At 71.0% G+C, this 17,008-nt stretch carries 14 protein-coding genes; 7 read left to right on the top strand and 7 right to left on the bottom strand.

From position 1 onward, the window contains the following. The first annotated feature begins 56 nt into the window (after positions 1 to 56). From AAME72_RS12100 to AAME72_RS12090, 3 genes are all read left to right on the top strand, one after another. Positions 57 to 1,661 (top strand): acyl-CoA carboxylase subunit beta, encoded by a 1,605-nt coding sequence (locus AAME72_RS12100; RefSeq protein WP_348790127.1) that lies wholly within the window; start codon positions 57 to 59, stop codon positions 1,659 to 1,661. Beyond that, positions 1,658 to 1,885, top strand: coding sequence for an acyl-CoA carboxylase epsilon subunit (locus tag AAME72_RS12095; RefSeq protein ID WP_348786804.1), 228 nt, complete (start codon positions 1,658 to 1,660; stop codon positions 1,883 to 1,885). Before AAME72_RS12100 ends, AAME72_RS12095 begins: the two co-directional genes overlap by 4 nt. A gap of 500 nt (positions 1,886 to 2,385) precedes the next feature. Then, a complete protein-coding gene (locus AAME72_RS12090) occupies positions 2,386 to 3,096 on the top strand; it encodes a hypothetical protein (RefSeq protein WP_348786803.1) in 711 nt (236 codons plus the stop codon). A 135-nt stretch (positions 3,097 to 3,231) separates the two neighbouring features. Here AAME72_RS12090 and AAME72_RS12085 read toward each other — a convergent pair whose 3' ends face one another. The 4 genes from AAME72_RS12085 to AAME72_RS12070 are packed head-to-tail and all read right to left on the bottom strand — an operon-like array spanning position 3,232 to position 7,490. Further along, positions 3,232 to 4,254, bottom strand: coding sequence for a hypothetical protein (locus tag AAME72_RS12085; RefSeq protein WP_348786802.1), 1,023 nt, complete (start codon positions 4,252 to 4,254; stop codon positions 3,232 to 3,234). Continuing rightward, positions 4,251 to 5,525, bottom strand: a complete 1,275-nt coding sequence (locus AAME72_RS12080) for an ATP-binding protein (protein WP_348786801.1) — start codon at positions 5,523 to 5,525, stop codon at positions 4,251 to 4,253. Before AAME72_RS12080 ends, AAME72_RS12085 begins: the two co-directional genes overlap by 4 nt. Beyond that, positions 5,512 to 6,171: a response regulator transcription factor gene (locus AAME72_RS12075; protein WP_348790126.1), complete on the bottom strand. Its 660-nt coding sequence runs from the start codon at positions 6,169 to 6,171 to the stop codon at positions 5,512 to 5,514. Before AAME72_RS12075 ends, AAME72_RS12080 begins: the two co-directional genes overlap by 14 nt. Before the next feature lie 38 nt (positions 6,172 to 6,209). Next, positions 6,210 to 7,490 (bottom strand): TRAM domain-containing protein, encoded by a 1,281-nt coding sequence (locus tag AAME72_RS12070; RefSeq protein ID WP_348786800.1) that lies wholly within the window; start codon positions 7,488 to 7,490, stop codon positions 6,210 to 6,212. Positions 7,491 to 7,514: 24 nt separating this feature from the next. On the opposite strand from AAME72_RS12070, the gene AAME72_RS12065 reads away from it, so the two are divergent. Both AAME72_RS12065 and AAME72_RS12060 read left to right on the top strand, forming a co-directional pair. Beyond that, positions 7,515 to 8,150 carry a Maf family nucleotide pyrophosphatase gene (locus AAME72_RS12065; RefSeq protein ID WP_348790125.1) on the top strand — a complete coding sequence of 212 codons (636 nt, stop codon included), beginning with the start codon at positions 7,515 to 7,517 and terminating at the stop codon, positions 8,148 to 8,150. Positions 8,151 to 8,229: 79 nt separating this feature from the next. Continuing rightward, a complete protein-coding gene (locus AAME72_RS12060) occupies positions 8,230 to 9,990 on the top strand; it encodes a biotin carboxylase N-terminal domain-containing protein (protein WP_348786799.1) in 1,761 nt (586 codons plus the stop codon). A 71-nt stretch (positions 9,991 to 10,061) separates the two neighbouring features. Here AAME72_RS12060 and AAME72_RS12055 read toward each other — a convergent pair whose 3' ends face one another. The 3 genes from AAME72_RS12055 to AAME72_RS12045 form a co-directional block, all read right to left on the bottom strand. After that, positions 10,062 to 10,901: a hypothetical protein gene (locus AAME72_RS12055; RefSeq protein ID WP_348786798.1), complete on the bottom strand. Its 840-nt coding sequence runs from the start codon at positions 10,899 to 10,901 to the stop codon at positions 10,062 to 10,064. Positions 10,902 to 11,072: 171 nt separating this feature from the next. After that, positions 11,073 to 12,941: a cation:proton antiporter gene (locus AAME72_RS12050; protein WP_348786797.1), complete on the bottom strand. Its 1,869-nt coding sequence runs from the start codon at positions 12,939 to 12,941 to the stop codon at positions 11,073 to 11,075. A 14-nt stretch (positions 12,942 to 12,955) separates the two neighbouring features. Further along, entirely contained in the window at positions 12,956 to 14,392 is a 1,437-nt protein-coding gene (locus AAME72_RS12045; RefSeq protein ID WP_348786796.1) for an NAD(P)H-quinone dehydrogenase, read from the bottom strand. Positions 14,393 to 14,475: 83 nt separating this feature from the next. On the opposite strand from AAME72_RS12045, the gene AAME72_RS12040 reads away from it, so the two are divergent. Next, positions 14,476 to 15,309 (top strand): purine-nucleoside phosphorylase, encoded by an 834-nt coding sequence (locus tag AAME72_RS12040; RefSeq protein ID WP_348786795.1) that lies wholly within the window; start codon positions 14,476 to 14,478, stop codon positions 15,307 to 15,309. After that, positions 15,306 to 17,003 carry a phospho-sugar mutase gene (locus AAME72_RS12035; RefSeq protein ID WP_348786794.1) on the top strand — a complete coding sequence of 566 codons (1,698 nt, stop codon included), beginning with the start codon at positions 15,306 to 15,308 and terminating at the stop codon, positions 17,001 to 17,003. Before AAME72_RS12040 ends, AAME72_RS12035 begins: the two co-directional genes overlap by 4 nt. Positions 17,004 to 17,008 lie beyond the last annotated feature (5 nt).

Raw genomic sequence — 17,008 nt, 5'->3', positions numbered from 1 at the left:
ACGGCATGGCCCATCCACTGGCCGGTAGAGTGAACGGCGTGACCGACACAGAAGGACTGGATTCCCCCGTGACCTGGCAGACCCCCGACCTCTCCACGACCGCCGGCAAGCTCGCCGACCTGAAGGAGCGCTTCCACGAGGCCGTGACCGCCAGCGGGCAGGCCGCGATCGAGAAGCAGCACGCCAAGGGCAAGCTCACCGCCCGCGAGCGCATCGACCTGCTCCTCGACGCCGGGTCCTTCGTCGAGTTCGACGAGTTCGTCCGGCACCGCACGCACGCGTTCGGCATGGAGTCGAAGCGCCCGTACGGCGACGCGGTCGTCACGGGCGTCGGCACCATCCACGGCCGCAACGTCGCGGTCTTCAGCCAGGACTTCACGATCTTCGGCGGCTCTCTCGGCGAGGTCGCCGGCGAGAAGATCATCAAGGTCATGGACCACGCGATCAAGACCGGCGTGCCGATGATCGGCATCCTCGACTCCGGCGGTGCGCGCATCCAGGAGGGTGTCGTCGCGCTCGGCAAGTACGGCGAGATCTTCCGCCGCAACACGGCGGCGTCCGGCGTCATCCCGCAGATCTCGATCGTGATGGGGCCGGCCGCCGGCGGCGCGGTCTACTCCCCCGCGCTCACCGACTTCGTGATCATGGTGGACAAGTCCAGCCACATGTTCGTCACCGGGCCCGACGTCATCAAGACCGTCACCGGCGAGGATGTCGGCTTCGAGGAGCTCGGCGGTGCGCTCACCCACAACAAGGTGTCCGGCGTCTCGCACTACCTCGCCAGCGACGAGGAGGACGCGCTCGACTACGCGCGGACCCTGCTGAGCTACCTTCCTCAGAACAACCTCGCCGAGCTGCCGCAGTTCGAGTCCGAGCCGGAGCTGGAGATCACGGACGCCGACCAGCGGTTGAACACGGTCATCCCGGACTCCCCGAACCAGCCGTACGACGTGAAGACGATCATCGAGGGCATCGTCGACGACGGCGAGTTCCTCGAGGTGCAGCCGCTGTTCGCGCCGAACATCGTGATCGGCTTCGCCCGCGTGGAGGGCCGGTCGGTCGGCATCGTCGCGAACCAGCCGAGCTCGATGGCCGGAACCCTGAACATCGACGCCGGCGAGAAGGCGTCCCGGTTCGTCCGGTTCTGCGATGCGTTCGGCATCCCGATCCTCACGCTCGTCGATGTGCCCGGCTACCTGCCCGGCACCGACCAGGAGTGGACCGGCGTCATCCGCCGCGGCGCCAAGCTGCTCTACGCGTACGCGGAGGCCACCGTCCCGCTGGTCACGATCATCACGCGCAAGGCGTACGGCGGCGCGTACATCGTGATGGGCTCCAAGCAGCTCGGCGCGGACATCAACCTCGCGTGGCCGACCGCCGAGATCGCGGTCATGGGCGGCCAGGGCGCCGTCAACATCCTCTACCGCGGCGAGATCAAGCGCGCGGAGGAGGCGGGCGAGGACGTCGCCGCCGTGCGCGCCCGGCTCGCCAGCGAGTACACCTACAACGTGGCGAGCCCGTTCCTCGCGGCCGAGCGCGGCGAGCTGGACGGCGTGATCGAGCCCGCCGCCTCCCGCGTCTCCGTCATCAAGGCGCTGCGGGCGCTCCGCACCAAGCGCGCGTCGATGCCGCCGAAGAAGCACGGGAACATCCCGCTGTGAGCGAGGCCCTCGACCCGTCGCAGATCCGGTTCGTCACGCGCGGCGTGACCCCGGAGGAGATCGCCGCGGTCACCGCTGTGCTCACGGCCGCCGCTGCCGAGCAGGCTGCGGCCGCCAGGGACGCCCGCCCGCAGGTCGGTCCGGACGCGTGGGAGCGCAGCCGCCGTCAGCTGCGCACGCCGATCCATCCCGGCCCCGGGATGTGGCGCTCGTTCTCGGGTTGACCCCTGCTCTGTACCCCGGTCCGGGCGTCCCCCACTGTGGGGACACGCGGGATTCCGCGCGCCGGTGTACGCGGTAGACCGGGCGGTGTCCCCCTGGTGTCCTCCAAAATGACGACTATGTATTTACTTGGAGTGCCAGCAATATGGTTATTGCTAGGTGTCTCTCCTCGTGAGTCACACCGCCAATCACTCGCCGACTAGGGTAAGCGGGCGAGTGCTTTGGGGGCGAGTCAGGGCGATATTCGGGTTGTCGCCCTGACTCGGGGTTTGAAAAGGGGCCGACAATTCGGGTGTCGGCCCCTTTCTCCTTTTAAGTGGTTGTGATTCGTGTCCGCGAACTCCGGCCGCGCTGCCATGCCCCAATCGCCTCCGCCCAGAGTGATATTTAGCATGCAAGCATTGTGCTTCATGGCGAGCTCCGGCACGTTTGGCTCATGATGCGTTGGATTCGGCGGGGTCTGGAAAGTCCGAGTCGACCGCGTGCGTCGAATGCACGGCCCGTGCTTCTCCCTCTCGCCGGGTCGCTGGCCGCCCTGACGACAGGAGTCGCACTGTATCTCGTCGTGCTCTACGCGGCGTTGAAGGACCAATGCCGCTCCACTCCCTCCCCACCCGGTGTGTTCGTCTCCGAAGCCCCTGACGCCGTGCGGGTGACGCTGAACGGATGGCCCCTCGGGACGACGTGCGACTGGGCTCTCGCGGCGGACGGACGAGAGAGCCTGCCGTCGGGTTCGATCCCTATGACGCTCTTCATCTACACACTGATCGCCGCAGGAGTCGTTGGGACCGTTGTATTCGGCGTCATGCTACGGCGCAGGTGGGGGGTCCGGGGCTGGCGCGCGACGGGCGTCACCGCCTGCCTCGCACTCATTTCCCTGACGTTCCCCCTCGCCGTCTACTTCTCCTCCCCAGGATTCTTCACTGCGAGACACCTGCTGTCCGGGAGCCCGGCGAGCTTGTGCGTGACGTGGTTCGATTCCGCAGTCGGCGACGCGGAAGATCCGGCTGATGTGCAGATCGACGGCTCAGTCGGGCCACCCCTCGTCGTCACCTGCAGCTACATCAACACCGCAAGCCAGCTGCATGAACGCACAGTGAGCGGCTGGACGTGGCCTCTCGCCACGACCGCTGTCGTCCTCCTCGGCGTCTCGGCCGGCTCGTACGCCCTCGCCTCGCGGATCCTTCGGCGCTCGGAGACGAGGACCGACTGATCGAGGTGAAGTGCCGTCAGCCGAATTCTCGATTTGACGGCTGGACAGCCGCGGTTCATTCGTCACGAACGGCCGACATTCGTGACGACCGGCGACCATTCGTGACGAATGCCGCCAGGGCTCGGACGCGCCGGCTCAGCCGATGGGGCGCGGGATCTCGAGCCAGAGGTCGACCTCGTCGTCGTCCGACTCCGCGCCGAGGGCGTTCGCCGCGCCGTCGTCCGACATCCGCAGGCCGACGACCGTCACGGCCGTCTTCGACGAGCGCGGGACGGTGCGGACGATCAGCTTGTCCGTCGTGGTGCCGCGGATCGCGTCCGCCAGCCGGCGGAGCACCGTGTCGAGGCCGCGCTGGTCGAGGTCGTCGATGCCGCCCTCGTCGAGGAGCGACACAACGACGCCGCGCCGGCGGGCATCCATCACCTCGTGGCGGACGTCGTCGTTCAGCAGCCGGCGGCCGCGGATCTCGTCGCGGATGGCGCCCTCGAGGTACCGGCACTCCCTGCGCTCGGCCTCCGTGAGGTCGCCGCCGCGCCGGACGATCTCCGCCAGCATCGGCGCAGCAACGCGGTAGGTCTGGCGCAGGCGCAGCTGGCGCTCCATGACGTGCGCCTCCTGCGCCGCCTGCCACTCCGTCGCCTCACGCTCGGCCCGCGCGAACTGCAGCGCATCGCGGCCGGCCTTCGCGAGCGAGTTCGAGATGACGACGGCGACGCCCACCCACACCACCGAGCCGATCACGCCCAGCCCGGCGAGAGCGCCGAAGCCCGCCCACACCACGGTCTGCACGGCGAGGAAGACGACCCCGGCCCACGCCACGAACTGCTGGCGTCGCACGGCGCAGATCGTCATCAGCGTGCCGACCGCCGCGACGTACCAGGTGGCGTAGCCGTTGTCCCTCACCGCGTCCAGCTGGCTGGTGACGAGGATGGGGATCACCACGCAGACCGCGAGGTCGAAGGCGGCGAGCCAGAGCGGCATCCTGGTCGGGCTGGTCGGCCACAGGCTCATCACCGTCGCGACGCCGTACAGGACCATCGCCACGATCGCCGGTGCCGGGCTGTCCGGCGTGGACAGCGAGGAGAGCGCGAGGAACAGGTGGTACGCCGAGAACAGCGCTCCGAGGCCCAGGAAGAGGAGCCGGTTGAGGGTGATCATCCCGCGCGCTCCTGCTCCCGCTCGGACACCGCCTGGCGCTCCGCCGCCGGCCACGCGATCGTCACCGTCGTCCCCTCGCCGGGCGCCGACCGCACGATCGCTCGGCCGCCCACCTTCGCCAGCCGCTCGCGGATGCTCACACGCAGTCCGAGCCGCTCGGCGGGGACGTCCTCCGCCGTGAATCCGCGACCGTCGTCCTCCACCACGATCCGGACGGTGGAGCCGTCGGCACCGCCGCGGATCGACAGCGACCGGCGCACCTCCGGGCCGCCCGCGTGCTGCGTGCTGTTCACCATCGCCTGCACGGCGGCCGAGTACACGGCCTCGGCGACGTTCACCGGCAGGCTCTCCAGCTCGGTGTCGCGGGAGTCCACCTCGAACGGCGACGAGAAGGCGTTCGCGGCGGTGAGCAGGCGGTCCGAGAGCCGCTCCAGACCGACCTGCGACTGATCCTCCGGGCCCGACGCCTCCGCGGCGTGCAGGTGCCCGATCGCATCGGCGGCCATGCGGGCGGCGAGCTCCTTCGCCTCCGGCGTCCTGGCGCTCGCGGCCGAGAGCAGCGTGGTCAGCACGCTGTCGTGCACGATCGCGTCGACCTGCACGCGCTCGACCTCGGTCGCGTGCTGCCGCACGGCGTTGCCGTACTTCGCCAGCGCCTGGCTCTGCGCGACATCCACCGCCGTCGACGCCTGCCGCATCATCGCGATGATGGCCAGGATGACGCCGCCGAGGATGATCGCGTACACGGCGTCGAGTCCGGCCAGTTCGGCACCGACGCCGCCGCCCGCCGGCAACGCCCGGACGATGCCGTAGGCGACCGGTGTGATGAACGTGTACGCGATCGCCAGCCACAGCGGGTAGGCGACGGCGGCGAACGCGGTGAACACGGAGCAGAGGAACCAGACCCACGGCTTGTCCGCCGTGAAGGCGCCGGGGTCGGCGACCAGCAGCGGCCAGGTGACGATCGCGATGAGGTAGACGACGGCGAGGATACCCATCGCCGTCTTCACGTAACGCTGGAAGACCGCGAGCACGACCGTCACGGCGAGGCCGCCGAAGACGGCGACGAACATGACGAGGCCCCAGGGCGCGACGAGCGCGTGCAGCTGCCCGATCGCAGTGGGGATGGTCTGCAGCCCGAAGACCAGGCCGAACGCCGACACGGTGCGGTCGGCGATGCGCTCGATGCGTGCGCGGCTGAGCGGGTTGCGCGGCTTGGCCCCCTCGACCGGGGCGCCCGGTACGGTCCGAGGCGCGCTAGGAGCGCTCATTGCCCGTTTCGGGATCGAGCCCGGGCAGGATTCCGTCCTCGACCGCGCGGCGCAACAGATCCACCTTCGTCGGCGCCGGCCGGCCGACCTCGACGTACTTCACGCGGATCCTGTCGAGGTACTCGCGAGCGGTCGAGTTGGCGATCCCGAGCTGGGCGGCGACCGCCTTCAGCGGGAGGCCGGACGCGTAGAGGTGCAGGACGTCGCGCTCGCGACGCCCGAGCTGGGCCTTGGCGAAGTCGCTGTCCGCGTCGATCGCGGTCGCCCACTCCAGGTTGTTGAGCACGTCGCCGCGTGCGACCGTCTCGATCGCGTTCATCACCGTCGTGGTCGGCGAGGACTTCGGGATGACGCCGGCTGCGCCAGCGGCGAGCGCCTCCCGGACGCTCGCGACCCGATCGGCGATGCTGTGCACCAGCACAGCGGCGCCGGTCGCCTGGGCCCGTTTGACGTTGTCCGTCACCTTCGAACCGTCGCCGAGCGAGAGGTCGAGAACGACGACGTCGCACTCCTGCGAGCCGAGCTGGGCGACGAACTCGTCCACCGTCGCGGCCGCGACGACGACCTCGTAGCCGGCGTCCTGACAGGCCGCCTTGAGCCCGAGACGCACGGATTCATGATCGTCGACGATTGACACCCGCACCATGCTGACCATCGTAGTGGGGCGCGCGAGCTCCGCGTCGGTCACGGCGTCAGCGTGGCGACGGCTTCGACGTGGTGCGTGTTCGGGAAGAGGTCGAACGCGCGCAGCGTCCGCAGCGGGTAGCCGTGGTCGCGGAAGAAGGCCAGGTCCCTGGCCAGCGCGACGGGATCGCAGGCGACGTAGACGATCTGGGCCGGGCGCATCGCGGCCACCGCCTCCACGACGGCACGCCCGGCGCCGGAGCGCGGCGGGTCGAGGACGACCGTCGCCGCGCGCAGGCGCGCACGCTCGGCCGCGGTCGCCTCCACCGCGAGCCCGGAGACGAAGTGCTCGACGCGGGCGGTGACGGCTGCTGCGCCGATCCACTCGGCGAGGTTCTCCGCCGCATCGTCGGTGGCGCGCTCGTCCGACTCCACCGAGGTGATCCGCAGGGTGGAGCCGAACCGGTCCCCGAGTGCGGCGGCGAGCAGCCCGACGCCGCCGTAGAGGTCGAGGTTGGCGGCGCGCGGGTCGAAGAGCGCCTCGTCGACCGCCTCCTGCACCGCCGCCGTCAGCGTGGCGGCGGCGCCCCGGTGCACCTGCCAGAAGCCGCGGGCGTCCAGCCGGAACTCGCGCTCGCCCACCCGCTCCCGGATGGGGACGGGACGGTGCCGCGGCCGGATGACGCGCCTTCCCTTCTTCACCGGCGGGTCGTTGACGAGCACGTGCGCGGTGCCGAGCCCCGTCGCGACGACGTCCACCGACTCCGCGCCGGGGAAGCTCTGGCCGAACGGAGTCGACTCGTTCACGAGCTCCGTAGCCAACGGCAGCTCCGAGACCGGGACGACGGTGTGCGAGCGTGCGGCGAAGGGACCGATGCGGCCGTCGGCCCCGACCTGCAGCCGCACGCGGGTGCGCCATCCGGTGCCGTTTTCCGTCTCACCGTCGACGGGTTCGACGGCGACGGGGCCGAGCGCCTCCAGCTCGTCGGCGCCGAGCTTCGCCGTGCGCTGCAGCGCGTCGACGATCACGCGGCGCTTGAGCTCGCGCTGGTGGTCGAGCCGGATGTGGCCGAACTCGGCGCCCCCGGCGCGGCGTCCCGGCTCCCGGTCGACGGCGGCAGCCGGCCAGACGTGATCCTGACGCTCGGGCGCCGCCTCCAGGACCTCGACCGTCTCGCCGCGCCAGAACCGGTCGTGCGTGCGATCGGCGATGCGGGCCCGCACGCGCTCGCCCGGCATCGTGTCCGGGACGAAGACGACCCTGCCCTCGTGACGGGCGACGAAGACGCCGCCGTGCGCGACGTTGGTAATGTCGAGGTCGACCTCATCCTTCTGGGGCATCCATCGAGCATCCCACAGGTGACCATGCGCCTCTACCTCGCCTCCACCTCCCCCGCGCGGCTCGCGCTGCTGCGCGCCGCAGGCATCGAACCGGTCGTCGTGCCGTCCCACGTCGACGAGCCCGCCGCCGTCGCCGCGGCCGAGGCGGAGCACGGCCCGCTCTCGGCCGAGAGGATGGTGCAGCTGCTCGCGCGGTTGAAGGCGGAGGCCGTGCGCGGAACGCTGGACGGCGAGCCGATCGACGGCCTCATCCTCGGCGGCGACTCCGCCTTCGCGATCGACGGGCACATCCACGGCAAGCCGCACCTGCCCGAGGTCGCCAGGGAGCGCTGGATCGCCCAGCGCGGCCGGACGGGGATGCTGCACTCGGGCCACTGGCTGATCGACCACAGGGAGGGGCGCGAGAACGGCGCCGTCGGCGCGACCGCCGTCGCCGCCGTGACGTTCGCGGACGTGACCGATGCGGAGATCGACGCCTACGTGGCGAGCGGCGAGCCGCTGGAGGTGGCGGGCGCGTTCACCGTAGACAGCCTCGGCGGCCCCTTCATCACCCGCGTCGACGGCGACCCGAGCACGGTGGTGGGCCTCTCGCTCTCCACCCTGCGCGGCCTCGTCCGGGAGCTCGGCGTGGAGTGGACGTCGCTCTGGAATCGGTTGTAGAACGCGCGACAAGCGCATCGCGCATTTTTGTGGGCATCGTCCAAAAGTTGGGGTGCGCTGCGGCATAGGCTAGAGAACTGTGCCAGCTATCACCAAGGTTCTCATCGCCAACCGAGGCGAGATCGCCGTCCGCGTCATCCGTGCTGCGAAGGACAGCGGCATCGGGTCCGTCGCGGTCTACGCCGACCAGGACCGTGACGCCGTCCACGTGAGGCTCGCCGACGAGGCCTACGCGCTGGAGGGAACCACCTCGGCTGAGACGTACCTCGTCATCGACAAGCTGCTGTCCATCGCGCGCCGCTCCGGCGCGGACGCGGTGCACCCCGGTTACGGCTTCCTCGCCGAGAACGCGGACTTCGCCCGCGCCGTCATCGCGGCCGGCCTGATCTGGATCGGCCCGTCGCCCGAGGCCATCGAGCGCCTCGGCGACAAGGTCTCCGCACGCCACGTGGCCGAGAAGGTCGGCGCCCCGCTCGCGCCGGGCACCCTGAACCCGGTCGCCGACGCGTCCGAGGTGCTGGAGTTCGTCGACCAGTACGGCCTCCCGGTTGCCATCAAGGCGGCGTTCGGCGGCGGCGGTCGCGGCCTCAAGGTCGCCCGCACCCGCGACGAGGTCGCGGAGCTGTTCGATTCGGCCACCCGCGAGGCGATCGCGGCGTTCGGCCGTGGCGAGTGCTTCGTGGAGAAGTACCTCGACCAGCCGCGCCACGTCGAGACGCAGTGCCTGGCGGACGCGTACGGCAACGTCGTCGTCGTGTCCACCCGCGACTGCTCGCTGCAGCGCCGGCACCAGAAGCTCGTCGAGGAGGCGCCGGCGCCGTTCCTCACCCCAGAGCAGACCGAGAAGCTGTACAGCGCGTCCAAGGCCATCCTCAAGGAGGTCGGCTACCAGGGCGCCGGCACCTGCGAGTTCCTGATCGGCAAGGACGGCACCGTCTCGTTCCTGGAGGTGAACACCCGCCTGCAGGTCGAGCACCCGGTCTCCGAGGAGGTCACCGGTATCGACCTGGTCCGCGAGCAGTTCCGTCTCGCCGAGGGCGGCGAGCTCGACTACGACGACCCGGCTCCGCGCGGCCACTCCTTCGAGTTCCGCATCAACGGCGAGGACGCCGGCCGCAACTTCATCCCCTCCCCCGGACCGGTGCACGTCTTCAAGGCGCCCGGTGGCCCCGGCGTCCGCGTCGACAGCGGAATCCAGGCGGGCGACGTCATCAGCGGCGCGTTCGACTCGATGCTCGCCAAGCTGATCGTGACCGGCGCCAGCCGAGAGGAGGCGCTGGAGCGCTCCCGCCGCGCTCTCGACGAGTTCGAGGTGGCCGGCCTGCCGACCGTTCTCCCGTTCCACCGCGCGATCGTGCGCGACCCCGCCTTCGCACCGCAGGACGGCGAGCCGTTCTCGATCTACACGCGCTGGATCGAGACCGAGTGGGCCGGCGGCATCGAGCCGTGGTCCGGCGAGCTGGGCGACGCGTCCCCCGCCGAGCGCCGCAGCAACGTCGTGGTCGAGGTCGAGGGAAAGCGCATCGAGGTCTCGCTGCCCGCACGTCTGCTGACCGGTGGAGCGCCGGAGGCCGCCGCCCCCGCCCCGCGCCGCCGCGGCGGTGCGCACGCGGTGGACACCGCGACCGGCGACTCCCTCACCGCGCCGATGCAGGCGACCGTCGTCAAGGTCGCGGTCGCCGACGGCGACGAGGTGGTCAAGGGCGACCTCGTCCTGGTGCTCGAGGCAATGAAGATGGAGCAGCCGCTCACCGCCCACAAGGACGGCACGATCTCCGGCATCAACGCCGCGGTCGGCGAGACCGTCTCCTCCGGTCACCTCCTCCTCACCATCGTCTGACCCCCGCGATCTCGCTTCCGTAAGGGAGGAGTTCCCGGCCCTCGTGGCTCGGAACTCCTCCCTTTCCCGCATCACACAGCGCGTCGCGTGCCCATCTCCTCCCTTTCCAGCACGGCCTCGATTGTCGCGACGACGCCATCCGCGTCCTCGAGGACATGGGCCGCGGGGAAGCGGAGTCGTCGTCCGCCTGTGAGGGCCATCCCGAGGTCGCGCAGCCGATCCCGTTCGAAGGCCTGCCGGTCGGAGTGGTACCGGAAGCCGTCAACTTCGACGAAGAGCACTCCGTCGACCCGGGCATCGACTCTTCCCACCCCCGCGACCGCGACCTGCTGTTCCACGAGATGCCCACGGCGCATCAGCCGTTGACGCAGGATCGACTCCACTCCCGAATCGGATCCAGGGCGGGCTCGGGCGGCCAGATCCCGAGCGCGAGCCGGTTCCTCTCGGAAGATGGCTCGGAGGCGCCGGGGAGTCGCCAGTCCCGCGGAGATCCCGGTGTCCAGGACGGCCACTGCCGTCTCCTCGTCCGCGCAGCGGGCCACGGCGCGCAGACAATCCGCGAGGGAGACTCTCCAGATCTCGTCGTGCTCGGCATCGCCCCAGTGCCGCACCTGGTCGGCCTCCAGGACGCTCCTCCCGGAGTGCGTCGGCACCAGAAGATGCGTCCGGGAGTCCATCCCGCCCCACAGCCCGTAGCTCCGCGCTGCCGAGACACACGTCAGCCGGGCTCCCGCGCGTAGGGCCGAGAGCACCGGGAGCGGGGCGTCCGGTGCGGCGTACCGCCCTTTCCTCACCCGGATGACTGTTCCGGAGCGAACCGCGGCGGTGAGCTCGCGCTCGGTTGCTCCGGCCGTCCGCAGTTGCTCCGCGGATGCGGCGCCCAACCGCGTCAGTTCGTCGTACCAGGTCATCCACCGATGGTCGCGGACGGGAGGACCAGACGGCGTAGACGGCCGGCATCTGTGGATAACGGGCTGTCGGCAACGGAGGATGCGACGAGCGACACGCCGAGCGAACGCGGGGAAGGGAGGAGATGCCGGCTCGGGCCGACCCCGATGCCCTCCGATACCGACGCGGAGGCGTCAGCCGGTGGCCTCGGTGGGGTCGCCCTTGAGGTCGATGCTGATCTCGTCGGCGTCGAGGTTGCTGAGGGCGCCGGCGAGGACGTCGGCGCTGAAGGTGCCGTCGTCCCTGGCGTCCAGGAGCGCGGAGCGCTGCGCCCGGATGCGCCTCAGGCGCGCCGACTTGTGCTCGTTGAACGCCTCGGGCGTCCGCTCGGTCGTGGCCGGGGACGGCACCTCCTTTCCCGCCTCATAGAGGAGCTCCATCAGCCGGCGGCGCTCGTCCCGCTCGGCTTGCGGGTCGGCGGCGGCCGGCTTCACGATGCGCAGCGCCAGCCCCAGCGTGCCGCCCTGCAGCAGCAGCGATCCGGCGGCGACGAGGAACGCGATCAGCACGAGAACGTTCCGCCCTGGCGTGTGACCGGGGAGGCTCTGCGCGGCGGCCACCGTGACGGCGCCGCGCATCCCGGCCCAGACCACGATCGCGCCCTCGCGCCAGCCGAGCGGCGCGCCGGTGAAGTAGTCGATGTCGGCGAGCAGTCGGCGCAGCCGGGTCCCGAACCGGGAGAGGTTCTCCACGGTGAACATGCGACGACGGCGGCGGTGCACGACGCGGGCGCGCCAGCCCTTCGGTGGATGCTCCGGGCGCGCGCCGGCCATGGTGCCGGGATGCTGCGCGTCGAAGGGGGTCATCATCCCGGCAGGCTCGCCCGGGGCCGCACCCTCGCCGGTACCGTCATGCCCGTCCGCGGAGGTCGTCGGCGCGCCCGGCAGCGCCGGCCGCTCCCCCCGCGCGATCGCGGCGCCCTGCTCGAGCATCCGCTTGGTCGCCTCCGGGTCGTCAAGCCGCTCCTGCAGTCTCGTGAGCGTCGGCCGCATCCGCTCCCTGCGCCGGTTGCGCCGCGCCAGCAGCGCGAGCAGCGGTGCGACGAACGCGGCGCGCACCAGGATGGTCAGCACCAGCGCGGCGGCCGCGATGCCGAGCGCGGGCAGCACACCCGCGTGGTCGTTCTCCACCTTCTGGACGATCCCGAACAGCTCCAGGCCCATCGTGAGGAAGATCAGTCCCTCCAGCACCAGCTCCACCGTGCGCCAGTTCTGCGCGTCCGAGAGCCGGTGCTCCGGCGAGAGCACCCGTGGCGCCCTGCTGCCCGTGATCAGGCCGGCGACGACCGCCGCGACCAGGCCGGATGCGCCGAGCGCCTCGGCGGGGATGGAGGCGAGGAACGGCACCGTGAACGAGATCACCGTGTTGACCGTCGCATCCTTCACCCGGGCGCGCACGACGAGATTGAGTCTGCCGACGACCGCGCCGAACACCACGGCGACCAGCACCGACCAGATGAACGACAGCGTGACGGCGCCGACGGTGAAGGTCGCGACCGCGGCGGCGGCCACGGCGGCGCGCAGCAGCACGAGGGCGGTCGCGTCGTTGAGCAGGCTCTCACCCTCCAGGATCGCGACGACGCGCGGAGAGACCCCCGCGCGTTTGACGATGCCGGTCGCCACCGCGTCCGTCGGGCTCACGATCGCGCCGAGCGCGATCCCCCAGCCCAGACCCAGCCCCGGGATCACCCATGAGAAGAACAGGCCGAGCAGCACGGAGCTGACGATCACGAGCAGCACCGAGAGCCCGCCGATCGCGCCGAACTCGCGTCGGAAGTTCATCGACGGCATCGAGACCGACGCCGAGTAGAGCAGCGGGGGCAGCACCCCGGCGATGATCCACTCCGGCTGCAGCACCACCGCGGGCACGAACGGCAGGAAGCTGACAAGGATGCCGACCACCACCAGGATGAGCGGCGAGGCGACCCCGAACCGCGGGCCGAACGTCGTGGCAGCCGCGATGGTCAGCACGGCGAGGACGCCGATGACCAGGAGCTCCTCCATCCCCCGACCCCGTCCTAGAGAACGATGTGCATCGCGCGGGCCGCGTCCGAGATGGAGCCGGAGAGCGACGGGTAGACCGTGAACGCGCGCGCCACCTGGTCGACCGTGAGGCGGTGCTCGACCGCCAGCGCGAGGGGGAAGATCAGCTCGGACGCACGCGGCGCCACGATCACCCCGCCGATCACCGTGCCCGATCCAGTGCGGGCGAACAGCTTCACGAACCCGTCGCGGATCCCGAGCATCTTCGCGCGCGGGTTGGACTTCAGCGGCAGCTTGTAGATGTCGCCCTGAGCGATGCCATCCTCGATCTGCTTCTGGTTCCAGCCGACCGTCGCGATCTCCGGCTGGGTGAAGATGTTGGAGGTCACGTTGCGCAGCTCGATCGGGTTCACCGCGTCGCCCATCGCGTGGAAGACGGCGGTGCGGCCCTGCATCGAGGCGACGGAGGCCAGCGGCAGCATGTCGGAGCAGTCCCCGGCCGCGTAGATGTTCGGGATGGACGTGCGCGCCACCCGGTTCACCCGGATGTGCCCGGACGGCGTGAGCTGCACGCCCGCCTCCTCCAGGCCGATGCCCGCGGTGTTCGGGATGGAGCCGACGGCCATCAGACAGTGCGTGCCCTCGACGGTCCTGCCGTCGGTGAGGGTCGCGACGACGCCGTTCTCGGTCCGCTTCACCGACTCGGCGCGCGACTTCGAGAGCACCTGCATGCCGTTGCGCTTGAAGACGTTTTCGATCACGCGCGCGGCGTCCGCGTCCTCGCCGGGGAGCACCTGGTCGCGGGAGGAGATCAGCGTCACCTTGGAGCCGAGCGCGGTGTACGCGGAGGCGAACTCGGCGCCGGTCACGCCGGAGCCGACCACGATGAGGTGCTCCGGCACCGAGCCGAGGTCGTAGAGCTGCGTCCAGGTGAGGATGCGCTCCCCGTCGGGCTCCGCGGACGAAAGGATGCGCGGGCTTGCGCCGACGGCGATGACGATGGTGTCCGCCTCGACCCGGTCGAAGTCGGTCCCCGTGTCGCCCTTCGCCGTGGAGACGATGATCGCGCTGGAACCGTCCAGACGGCCCTCGCCGGTGACGATGCGCACGCCGGAGCGGACGAGTTCTGCGCGCATGTCCTCGGACTGCTGCCGGGCGAGGCCCATCAGCCGCTTGTTCACGGCGGCGAGGTTGACGGCGATCTCGGGACGCACCGGCTTGCCGTGCTCGCTGCGCGAGAAGAACTGCACGCCCAGGTCGGCCGCCTCGGCGATCGAGTTCGTGGCCTCGGCGGTGGCGATGAGGCTCTTCGAGGGGACGACGTCGGTGATGACGGCCGAGCCTCCCACGCCGGAACGCTCGATCAGGGTGACGTCGGCGCCCAGCTGGGCGCCGGCGATCGCCGCCTCGTAGCCGCCGGGTCCGCCGCCGAGGACGGCGATCCGCTGCTTCCGCTCGAATTCATAGGCCATGCCATCCATTCTTCCGTATGCCGTGCACCGATGCGCGAGCCGCCGTCCGTGTACCGGCCGAACTCGCTCAGTAGAGTTGCCTCATGCTCGAAACCACTCTGAACCCGCTCGACGACCCGGCCACCGACCCGTTCGAGGTGGCGCGGGAGGCGGCGGCGCAGCTGGCGGAGAAGACCGGCGTGCCCACTCATGACATCGCGCTCACCCTCGGCAGCGGCTGGGGCAAGGCGGCCGACCTCATCGGCGAGACCGTCGCCACCGTTCCCGCGACCGAGATCCTCGGCTTCAGCAAGCCCGCCCTGGAGGGTCACGTCGGCACCCTGCGCTCCATCCGCCTTCCGAACGGCAAGCACGCCCTCGTCATCGGCGCACGCACGCACTACTACGAGGGTCACGGGGTCCGTCGCGTCGTGCACAGCGTCCGCACCGCCGCGGCCGCCGGCGCGAAGACGATGATCCTCACCAACGGCGCGGGAGGCATCAAGGAGCACTGGACGCCGGGCACGCCCGTCCTGATCAGCGACCACATCAACCTCACCGCCGACTCGCCGCTGGAGGGCGCCACCTTCATCGACCTCACCGACCTCTACTCCTCGCGTCTGCGCGCGGTCGCGAAGGCCATCGACCCGAGCCTCGACGAGGGCGTCTACACCCAGTTCCGCGGCCCGCACTACGAGACCCCGGCCGAGGTGCAGATGGCGAAGGCCATCGGCGGTCACATCGTCGGGATGTCGACGGCCCTGGAGGCGATCGCCGCGCGTCAGGCCGGGATGGAGATCCTCGGGATGTCGCTGATCACGAACCTCGCGGCCGGCATCCAGAAGACGCCGCTCAGCCACCAGGAGGTCATCGACGCCGGACGCGAGGCGGAGCCGGTGATCAGCGCCCTCCTCGCCCAGATCGTGGAGGCGCTGTGAGCGACACCGCCCGCCTCATCGCCGATGCCCGCGCCTGGCTCGCCCAGGATCCCGACCCGGAGACCCGCCAGGAGCTCGACGACCTCATCGCCGCCGCCGAGGCCGGCTCGGCGGAGGCCGTCGCCGACCTGCACTCGCGCTTCGACACGCGCCTCGCCTTCGGCACCGCCGGCCTTCGCGGGGAGGTCGCCGCAGGGCCCAACCGGATGAACCGGGTGCTGGTCGCCCAGGCCGCCGCCGGGTTCGCCCGCTGGCTGCTGGAGCACGCCGAGCGCGGCACGCCATCGGTCGTGATCGGCTACGACGGCCGGAAGAACTCCGACGTGTTCGCACGGGACACCGCCGAGCTGATGGCGGGAGCCGGCGTGCGCGCCATCCTGCTGCCGCGGCTGCTGCCGACGCCGGTGCTCGCGTTCGCGGTCCGCCACCTCGACGTCAGCGCCGGGGTGATGGTCACCGCCAGCCACAACCCGCCGAACGACAACGGCTACAAGGTGTACCTCGGCGGCACGGACAACGGCTCCCAGATCGTGTCCCCGACGGACGCCGAGATCGCCGCGCACATCCTCGAGGTCGCCGCGGGCAGCGTCGCCGACCTGCCGCGGTCGGAGCAGTACGAGGTCGCTTCGGAGGACGTCGAGCGGGCCTACATCGAGGCCACCGCCGCCGTGGCGACGACGACGGCACCGCGTGACGCCGTCTCCTTCGCCTACACCGCGATGCACGGTGTCGGCTGGCGCACCGCCCAGGCCGTGTTCCGGGCGGCGGGCTTCGCGGAGCCGACCGTCGTGACCGCCCAGCGCGACCCCGACCCCGCCTTCCCGACGGTCGCCTTCCCGAACCCGGAAGAGCCGGGCGCGATGGATCTCGCGTTCGCCACCGCACGGGAGGCGGGCGTCGATCTCGTGATCGCCAACGACCCGGACGCCGATCGGCTCGCCGTCGCCATCCCCGACGCCTCGTCCGCCGACGGCTACCGCCGGCTGAGCGGAAACGAGGTCGGCGCGCTGCTCGGCTGGCGCGCGGCCGAGCTGGCCTCGGCCGCCGCGGGCGACTCCGCTCCGTTCGGGGTGCTCGCCTGCTCGATCGTGTCCTCCCCGGCGCTGGCGGCCGTCGCCGCGGCCTACCACCTGGACTTCGCCGACACGCTGACCGGATTCAAGTGGGTCTCGCGCGCGCCCGGCCTGATCTACGGCTACGAGGAGGCGCTCGGCTACCTGGTGAACCCGGGGACGGTCCGCGACAAGGACGGCATCTCGGCCGCGATCGCGCTCCTGGACCTGGTCAGCACGCTCGCCGCCGATGGCACGACGTTCGGGGATCGGCTCGACGCGTTCGCCGAGCGGTTCGGCTTTTTCGCGAGCGACCAGATCTCGATCCGCGTGACGGACCTGTCCCGCATCGGCGAGATCATGTCCGCCCTGCGCTCGAACCCGCCGGCGAGACTCGGCGAGGTGGCCGTGGAGCGCATCGACGACCTGAGCGACGGCTTCGAGGGCCTGCCGCCGAGCGACGTGCTGCGGATCCGCCTCGCGGACGGCTCGCGCGTCATGGTGCGGCCGTCCGGCACGGAGCCGAAGCTGAAGATCTACATCGACGCGTCCAGCGACGAGGGCAGCGTCGCCGAGCGCCGCGCCACCGCGACCGCCCGCGTCGCCGCCCTCGCGGACGCCATGCGCAGCCTCACCCGCTGATCCGA

The organism is Leifsonia sp. NPDC080035 (genome assembly GCF_040050925.1).
Classification (GTDB): domain Bacteria; phylum Actinomycetota; class Actinomycetes; order Actinomycetales; family Microbacteriaceae; genus Leifsonia.
The sequence above is the reverse complement of the archived record's forward strand: the minus strand, read 5'-3'. Positions and strand labels throughout refer to the sequence as shown.

What these genes read in the sequence shown, in the direction of transcription:
- AAME72_RS12045 (WP_348786796.1), bottom strand. Translation starts at nt 14,392, where the DNA reads ATGGCCTATGAATTCGAGCGGAAGCAGCGGATCGCCGTCCTCGGCGGC.
- AAME72_RS12070 (WP_348786800.1), bottom strand. Translation starts at nt 7,490, where the DNA reads ATGCCCCAGAAGGATGAGGTCGACCTCGACATTACCAACGTCGCGCAC.
- AAME72_RS12065 (WP_348790125.1), top strand. Translation starts at nt 7,515, where the DNA reads ATGCGCCTCTACCTCGCCTCCACCTCCCCCGCGCGGCTCGCGCTGCTG.
- AAME72_RS12040 (WP_348786795.1), top strand. Translation starts at nt 14,476, where the DNA reads ATGCTCGAAACCACTCTGAACCCGCTCGACGACCCGGCCACCGACCCG.
- AAME72_RS12055 (WP_348786798.1), bottom strand. Translation starts at nt 10,901, where the DNA reads ATGACCTGGTACGACGAACTGACGCGGTTGGGCGCCGCATCCGCGGAG.
- AAME72_RS12075 (WP_348790126.1), bottom strand. Translation starts at nt 6,171, where the DNA reads ATGGTGCGGGTGTCAATCGTCGACGATCATGAATCCGTGCGTCTCGGG.
- AAME72_RS12085 (WP_348786802.1), bottom strand. Translation starts at nt 4,254, where the DNA reads ATGATCACCCTCAACCGGCTCCTCTTCCTGGGCCTCGGAGCGCTGTTC.
- AAME72_RS12080 (WP_348786801.1), bottom strand. Translation starts at nt 5,525, where the DNA reads ATGAGCGCTCCTAGCGCGCCTCGGACCGTACCGGGCGCCCCGGTCGAG.
- AAME72_RS12050 (WP_348786797.1), bottom strand. Translation starts at nt 12,941, where the DNA reads ATGGAGGAGCTCCTGGTCATCGGCGTCCTCGCCGTGCTGACCATCGCG.